This window comes from Corallococcus interemptor (genome assembly GCF_003668875.1).
GTDB lineage: Bacteria > Myxococcota > Myxococcia > Myxococcales > Myxococcaceae > Corallococcus > Corallococcus interemptor.
Map to the genome: position 1 here is coordinate 1 of NZ_RAWM01000221.1, position 7,029 is coordinate 7,029.

At 71.9% G+C, this 7,029-nt stretch carries 6 protein-coding genes; 4 read left to right on the forward strand and 2 right to left on the reverse strand.

Features of this window, described 5'->3' with window-relative positions:
• Positions 1-79: 79 nt before the first annotated feature.
• Positions 80-1,486, reverse strand: coding sequence for a sigma-54-dependent transcriptional regulator (locus D7X96_RS38175; protein ID WP_121771940.1), 1,407 nt, complete (start codon positions 1,484-1,486; stop codon positions 80-82).
• A 153-nt stretch (positions 1,487-1,639) separates the two neighbouring features.
• Between D7X96_RS38175 and D7X96_RS38180 the strand changes: the two genes are divergently transcribed.
• The 3 genes from D7X96_RS38180 to D7X96_RS38190 all read left to right on the forward strand — a co-directional run bounded on the left by D7X96_RS38180 (position 1,640) and on the right by D7X96_RS38190 (position 5,202).
• A complete protein-coding gene (locus D7X96_RS38180) occupies positions 1,640-2,206 on the forward strand; it encodes an NUDIX hydrolase (RefSeq protein WP_120553010.1) in 567 nt (188 codons plus the stop codon).
• A gap of 233 nt (positions 2,207-2,439) precedes the next feature.
• On the forward strand, positions 2,440-3,246 hold the full coding sequence (locus D7X96_RS38185) for an iron-containing redox enzyme family protein (RefSeq protein ID WP_120553009.1): 807 nt from the start codon (positions 2,440-2,442) through the stop codon (positions 3,244-3,246).
• A 102-nt stretch (positions 3,247-3,348) separates the two neighbouring features.
• Positions 3,349-5,202, forward strand: a complete 1,854-nt coding sequence (locus D7X96_RS38190) for a methyl-accepting chemotaxis protein (protein WP_120553008.1) — start codon at positions 3,349-3,351, stop codon at positions 5,200-5,202.
• Here the strand turns inward: D7X96_RS38190 and D7X96_RS38195 are convergent.
• Positions 5,147-6,628, reverse strand: coding sequence for a sensor histidine kinase (locus tag D7X96_RS38195; protein WP_121771941.1), 1,482 nt, complete (start codon positions 6,626-6,628; stop codon positions 5,147-5,149). The genes D7X96_RS38190 and D7X96_RS38195 overlap by 56 nt on opposite strands.
• 184 nt (positions 6,629-6,812) lie before the next feature.
• Between D7X96_RS38195 and D7X96_RS40580 the strand changes: the two genes are divergently transcribed.
• Positions 6,813-7,029 (forward strand): hypothetical protein (locus D7X96_RS40580; RefSeq protein WP_208647440.1); only part of this gene is annotated, 217 nt, incomplete at its 3' end.

The window sequence follows — 7,029 nt, forward strand, 5'->3', positions numbered from 1 at the left end:
GTGGGTGGGCCGGACGGTGGAAAGTCATGGGGCCGGGGCCCGGATGACGGATTTCCGAGGGGGGCCCATTCGCGGGGGCTCAGCCCTCCTCGGGGCGCTCTCCGCGCGGCAGGAAGCCGTACTTCTCCAGCTTGTAGTAGAGCGCGGAGGTCTTGATGCCCAGCAACCGGGCGGTCTCCGTCTTCACGCCGCCGGCCTTCTCGTAGGCGCGGGCGATGAGCTGGCGCTCCAGGTCCTCCAGGATGTCCGGCAGGGGGCGGTCGCCCTGGGGCACGGGCAGGCCCGCGTCCATGCGCGGCGCCTGGCCGGCCAGGTGCGAGGGCAGGTCCTGCGGCGTGAGCGTGTCGCCCTCGGCGAAGACGAGCGCCTGCTCCATCACGTTCTCCAGTTCGCGCACGTTGCCGGGCCACGCGTGGCGGGTGAGCGCGTGCAGCGTCGCGTCGTCGATGCCGGTGACGCGCCGGTTGACGCGGGGCGCGTGCTTGGCGACGAAGTGGCGCGCGAGCGCGGGCAGGTCCTCGGGGCGCTCGCGCAGGGGCGGCAGGGTGAGCGGGACGATGTGCAGCCGGTAGTAGAGGTCCTCGCGGAAGCGGCCCGCCTTCACCTCCGCCTGGAGGTCGCGGTGCGTGGCGCTCACCACGCGCACGTCCACCTTGAGCGTCTCTTCTCCTCCCACGCGCTGCAGCTCCTTCTCCTGGAGCACGCGCAAGAGCTTCGTCTGCACGGAGGCGGGAATCTCTCCAATCTCGTCCAGGAAGAGGGTGCCGCCGTCGGCCAGCTCGAAGCGGCCCAGCTTGCGCTTCACCGCGCCGGTGAAGGACCCGCGCTCGTGGCCGAACAGCTCGCTCTCCAGCAGCGTCTCCGCCAGGGCCGCGCAGTGCACCACGACGAAGGGGCCGTCCTTGCGCGGGGAGCGCTGGTGGATCATCCGGGCGACCAGCTCCTTGCCGGTGCCGCTCTCGCCGCGCACCAGCACGGTGGCGTCGCTGGCCGCCACCTTGCGCACCTGGGCGAGCAGCTTCTGCATGGGCTCGCTGTCGCCCACGAGGTCTCGGTGGGTGAGGGCGGCGTCCGCGTCGTGCGCGTCCGTGCGGGCGGTGAGGCGCTCCACCTGGCGGCGCGTGGCGGACAGCTCCAGCCCCTTGTCCACCTTGGCGCGCAGCACCTCTGGCGGGAAGGGCTTGGTGATGAAGTCGTAGGCGCCCTCCTGCATGGCCTGCACGGCGGTCTCGATGGTGCCGAACGCCGTCACCACCATGACGACGGCGCCAGGGTTCATCCCCTTGAGCGCGCGCGTCACGGCGATGCCGTCCATGCCGTCCATCTTCAGGTCCGTGACGACCAGGTCGAAGGGGCCCTTCTTGTACGCGGCCAGTCCGTCCGCCCCGCTGCGCACCGCGGACACGGTGTGGCCGGAGCGGGTGAGGGTGACGGTCATGCCCTCGCGGAGGGTGTCGTGGTCGTCGATGACGAGGATGCGGGCCATGCGCCTGCTCGGGAAAGGAAGGTGGGGGACCGCCGGTGGGTGGCGGCGGGATGCACACGCCAGGCCACCCTACACCGGGCCGGGCGGCGCGCACGCGGGGCCCGTCGTGAAAGCGCTGGCGTCCCGGGCCCCGGCGGGTGTCTATCCCGGCGCATGTCCTCCGCTTCCGCCTCCCTCGTCGAACTGCTCGCGCGCCACGTCCCCACGGACGACAAGGAGCGCGAGGACCTGTCGCGCATGCGCCACTTCGCCACGTCGCTGACGGAGCCCTTCTCCCGCTCGCAACAGGAGGCCCACTTCACCGGCAGCGCGGTGGTGGTGGACGCGGACGGCGGGCGCGTGGCGATGCTGCACCACGCGAAGTTGAAGCGCTGGCTGCAGCCCGGGGGGCATGCGGAGGCCGGCGACAGCGGCGACATGGAGGCCACCGCGCTGCGCGAGGCCCGCGAGGAGACCGGCTGCCGCGTGCACCTGCACCCCACCGCGCCGCGCCCGCTGGACGTGGACATCCACGTCATCCCCGCGCGCAAGGACGAGCCCGAGCACTGTCACCTGGATGTCCGCTACCTGGTGGTGGCGGAGGACCCGGAGGCACTTGCGCATGATCCCGCGGAGTCCTTCGGCATCCAGTGGCTGGGCTGGGATGAAGCGCTGGCGCGCGCGGATGAAGCACCGCTGCGCCGCATGTTGCTCAAGGCGCGCCTGCTTGCCTGCCCTTGAACGTCAATGACGGTTCATGTGTGTGTGTCCATTGGATGAATGTCAAAGCGCCGGATTCCTGATTCACGCGTGAGGAGTCCGCGAGGTTTGGGACACCAACTGTCTTCAGGTTGGCTTCAATTTTCAGGGGGGCCTGGATGAAACACAGACATCCAGGCAAGCTGGGCATCACGCTGGGTGGAGGGGGGCGGCCATGACGGCTTGTCGTCCACCTGGGAGCAGGAGCAGGTTTCATGTCGTCTCCGGACGCCGTGTCGCATGGCACCGCCGTGGAAGTGTTTCCTGTTTCACCCTTGAAGAATGAGGATGCTTCCCGGCGCTATCAGCCCGCCGCCTTGAAGCTCACGCCGCATCCGCTCTGGATGGAGACGATGTTGGGCGCGCTCAAGCCCGCGTGGGATGCGGCGTGCATGCCCACGCTCTTCCGGGAGACCGCGGAGGGACGGCATCCGGACCTGAGCGCCTGGCAGCGGTTCCTGGTGCGCTGCTTCCCCATCGTGGAGAACTTCCCCAAGTACATGGGGCTGTCGCTGGCGAAGACGACCTATGGCGTGCGTCCGGGCGACGCGAGCATCCGCCGCTGGCTCCTGCAGAACCTGGGCGTGGAGGCCCGTCACGCCGAGTGGTGGATCGACTGGATGCAGGCCTCGGGCGTGGACGCGCCCAGGGCCTTCGAGGCGCCGTGGACTCCCGAGGTCCAGGCGCTCCACCAGCACCTGATGGCCACGTGCCTGGGCGGGTCGCTGGCGGAGGGGGTCGCCGCGTCCAACTGGGCCATCGAGGGCGTGACGGGCGTCTGGACGCGCGCCGTGGTGGAGCCCTTCACCGCGTATGCGCGGGACGGCGTGCGCGTGGATGCCATCTCGCTGCGCTGGCTCCGGGCGCATGCCCGCTACGACGACGCGCACCCGGACGAGGCGCTGGAGATCCTCAAGCTGTCCACGGACGTGACGACGGGTGAGCCGGCGCGCGTGGAGCGCGCGGCGCACCGGTCCCTGACGTTGCTGGCGCGTGTGTTCGAGTCCTGCGGCGAGGCGTAGCCCTCCCCGCGGTCCGAGGCATCTGTTTCATCGGTGGCGGTGACGCGGTCGCGATGCATGCCAGCCCGGCGTTTCGCCAGACTGGAGGGGGGGCTCGAGCACATGAATGAAACACAAGACATCCGGGAGCTGGCCTGGCGTGGGATGTGGTTGTTCCTGCGCTGGGTCCTGCCTCCCTCCATCGTCTGTGCGTACCTCATCGCGATGACGATGGGCCTGTCGGCCCAGGAGGGGCTGCTCGTCACGGCCACGGTCCTGCCGTTCATCGTGCTGGTGTTCGGGCTCCTGCATCCCTACGTGACGCTGCGGTGGCTGGCGAGCCAGGCCCTGCGGCAGCGCACGGGGGATGGCCCCGGGGACCGGCTGCGGCGCGTGCTGGAGCTGCCCTGGCGCTCCATGGTCTTCACCACCTGCGCGGCGTGGACGCTGGGCGGCTTCTTCTTCAGCCTCCCGGTGTGCCTGTGGTTCGGCAAGGACTGGTTCCGGCTGGGGCTGGGCACGCTCATCGCGTTCTGCTTCGGCGTGGTGGTGGCCTTCCCCATCGCGCTGGGGCTGGAGCGGCTGGCGCTGCCGTGGGCGCTGCGCGAGCAGGACGCGCATCCGGAGCTGGCGCCGGCGGGCTCGGGCCCCTTCTGGCCGAGGCAGACGTGGTTCCTGCCGTTCACGTTCCTGTCCACCATCTTCGCCACGGTGGTGCTGAGCGGGTGCGTGGTGGTGGTGAAGCTCCTGAACGTGCGCAACCTGCTGAAGGAGGTGCTGCTGGCGGACGGCGCGACGAAGGCCGCGGCGCGGCTGGATGACGTGGGCAGCTCGCTGTTCGCGGACCTGGGCTTCGCGCTGCCCTGGGTGGGCGCGCTGGTGTTCGTCCTGCCGGCCTTCACCACGTGGATGCTGGCGCGGCGGCAGGCGACGAGCGCGGGCGCGGTGCACGGGGCCATCTCCGGCCTGGCGTCCGGGCGGATCCGCTCGCCCCGCTGGGTGTCCACGGACGAGATGGGCGACCTGGCGTCGGGGATGAACGGCGCGCTGTCCCGGCTGCGGAGGTTTCCCCGGCTCCTCCAGACCTCCGCGCAGCGGCTGGGTCAGGCGGGAACGGAGCTGCGCCTGTCGAACGAAGAGCAGCAGCAGGGCCTCGCCCGGCAGGCGGCCGCGCTGCACGAAGCGCAGGTGACGTCGGAGGAGCTGCGGCGGGCCTCGCGCATCGCCTCGGACTCCGCGGAGGAGGTCCTGCGCGTGGCCCGGCGCGCGGAGACGATGGGACAGCAGGGCGAGGCCGCGGTGGTCCTGAGCCTGGAGGGACTGGCGTCCATCCGGAGCGCGGTGTCCGGCATCCAGCAGCGGCTGTCGCGCCTGGAGGAGAGCACGGCCCAGATCGGGGAAATCACCGGCGCGGTGAAGGACCTGGCGGACCAGTCCCACCTGCTCGCCGTCAACGCGGCCATCGAGGCGGCGCGCTCGGGCGAGGCGGGGCGGGGCTTCGCGGTGGTGGCCAAGGAGATGCGCGGGCTGTCGGACCAGTCCGTCCAGGCCACCCGGCGCATCCGCGACATCCTCGCGGACATCAGCCAGGGCATCCGCGACGCGGCGTCCATGAGCGAGCAGGGCGTCCGTCAGGTGGCCGCGGGGTTGGACCAGATGCGCGCGTCCGGTGACTCCCTGCGCGCGCTGTCGCACAGCTCGCAGGAGAGCTCCGAGGCGGCGCGGAAGATCGCCAACGCGGTGACGCAGCAGAACGCCGCCTTCGCGCAGATCGCCACCGCCATCGCGGACCTGTCGCAGCTGATGGACGGCACCCTGCACCGGCTGTCCTCCACGCAGGAGGCCACGCGGACGCTGCAGGTCGTCTCCGGCGAGGTGGGGGAGATGGCGCTGCAGTTCGACGTCCGGGACGCGGAGTCCGTCAGGGTGCCGGTGCCGCCAGGGCTCCGGGAGCAGGGCAGGGCAGCGACAGGGTGAAGACGGTCTCTCCCGGCGTGGAGCGCAGGGAGAGCTCGCCTCCGTGGGCGCGGGCAATCTTGCGCGCCAGCGGCAGGCCCAGGCCGGTGCCCTGCTCGCGGGTGGTGAAGAAGGGCTCGAAGATGCGCTCGCGCTCGGCTTCGGGCACGCCCGGGCCACGGTCCTGGACGTCGATGGCATAGCGTCCATCGCGCAGCTCGCCGCGGATGCGCACGGGGCTGCCGGCGGGCGCGGCCTGCACGGCGTTCTTCACCAGGTTCACGAGCGCGGCGGTCAGCAGGCTGCCATCCGCCTCCAGGTGCGCGGGCGCGGCGCTCACCTCCAGGGACACGCCCTTGCCGTGGGCCTCCGCGGAGAGCAGCTCGCACGCGTTGGAGACCAGGTCGGGCGCCTCCATGGGGGCTCTGGCCAGCGGCTGCTCGCGGGCGAAGGCGAGGAAGTCCTCGACGATGCGCTGGAGGTAGGCGACCTCGCGCTGGATGCGGTCCACGTGGCTGTTCGCGTCCGCGTGGGCGCCCGCGCGCAGGTCCTCCTGGAGCAGGCCGGAGAAGAGCGCGATGCCGCCCAGCGGGTTTCGCACCTCGTGGGCCACGCCCGCGAGCATCAGCTTGAGCTGCCGGTCGCGGCTCTCCAGCGCGCCGCGCATGACCTCCAGCTCGCGCGCGAGCACGCCGATTTCGCGGGTGGGCTCCGGAGGCACGGGCGTGGTCAGGTCCCCCCGGCCAATCCGCAGCGCGGAGTCCATCAGGCGCCGCAGCGGACCGGCCAGCCCCCGCGCGGTGAAGACGGCGATGATGGCGAGCACGGTGAGCGCCACGGCGCTGGCCATGACGAAGGTGCGCCACAGCCGCCGCAGCGGCCCGAAGAAGGCCGCGCTGCCCTCCACGCCGATGGCGCCCACCACCTGGCCGTCCTGGACCACGGGCGCGTAGCCCGTCTTGTAGAGCAGCCCGTCGGAGCCGGTGAAGAGCACCTGGCTGGCGGCGCGCTTGCCGGCGAGCACCCGCGTCAGCTCCAGCCGGTCGCGCGCGAGGTCCGGCAGCTCCGTGCCCACGGGCAGACCGCCGCCCGCGTCCGCGCGCACGCGGCCCCGCGCGTCCACGGCGTACACCCGGCGCACGCCGCTCGCGGTGCGCACGCCGTCCAGGAGGCGCACGAGGGCGCGCCAGGTGCGGGTGCCGGACACGTCGTCGCCGGGCTCGATGGTGAGCATGCGCTCGCCGCTGACCTGGGTGGCGGTGGCGGCGGCGAGCGCGGACAGGCTCGCGCCCAGCTCGTCCTCCAGGCTCGCGCGGGCGAGCGCGTACACGGAAGCGCCCGCGAGCGACAGGAAGAGCAGGGTGGGCAGGAGGAACGCCAGCAGGAGCCGCGCGGACAGCGAGCCCAGCGCGTCCCGAAGACGGGAGGAAAGGGGGGGATGCGTCATCCGGGCGGTGCTCCTCGCACCCCCGCATCAAACGGCATGCCCCGGGCGCTGGCCAGTCCTCGTTCCCGCGTCCTGGACGCGCGTGGAAATCGCCTCCAGGGGCAGGCGTCCCGCGCGTCAGGAAAGGGCCCGCGAAGCACGTCAGACCTGACTGATAGATGTGTGTGATTGAGGGGGCGCGGGCATGCTGACACATTGGCTGGGAAGCGCCGGCATGGGGCTGGTGGCGGTCCTTTCTCTCACGGCCTGCGGGACGCCGGGCTCCCGGACCCTGCCGGTGGGGATGCACGGCTACGGGCGCTATCACAGCGCCTCACCGGCGTCGTTCACGCGGGATGCGGCGTGGAGGAACGCGGGGGCGGGCGGCACGGTGGGGGGGGTGGGATTGGGGCGCTACCACG

What these genes read in the sequence shown, in the direction of transcription:
- D7X96_RS38190 (WP_120553008.1), top strand. Translation starts at nt 3,349, where the DNA reads ATGAATGAAACACAAGACATCCGGGAGCTGGCCTGGCGTGGGATGTGG.
- D7X96_RS38185 (WP_120553009.1), top strand. Translation starts at nt 2,440, where the DNA reads ATGTCGTCTCCGGACGCCGTGTCGCATGGCACCGCCGTGGAAGTGTTT.
- D7X96_RS38180 (WP_120553010.1), top strand. Translation starts at nt 1,640, where the DNA reads ATGTCCTCCGCTTCCGCCTCCCTCGTCGAACTGCTCGCGCGCCACGTC.
- D7X96_RS38175 (WP_121771940.1), bottom strand. Translation starts at nt 1,486, where the DNA reads ATGGCCCGCATCCTCGTCATCGACGACCACGACACCCTCCGCGAGGGC.
- D7X96_RS38195 (WP_121771941.1), bottom strand. Translation starts at nt 6,628, where the DNA reads ATGACGCATCCCCCCCTTTCCTCCCGTCTTCGGGACGCGCTGGGCTCG.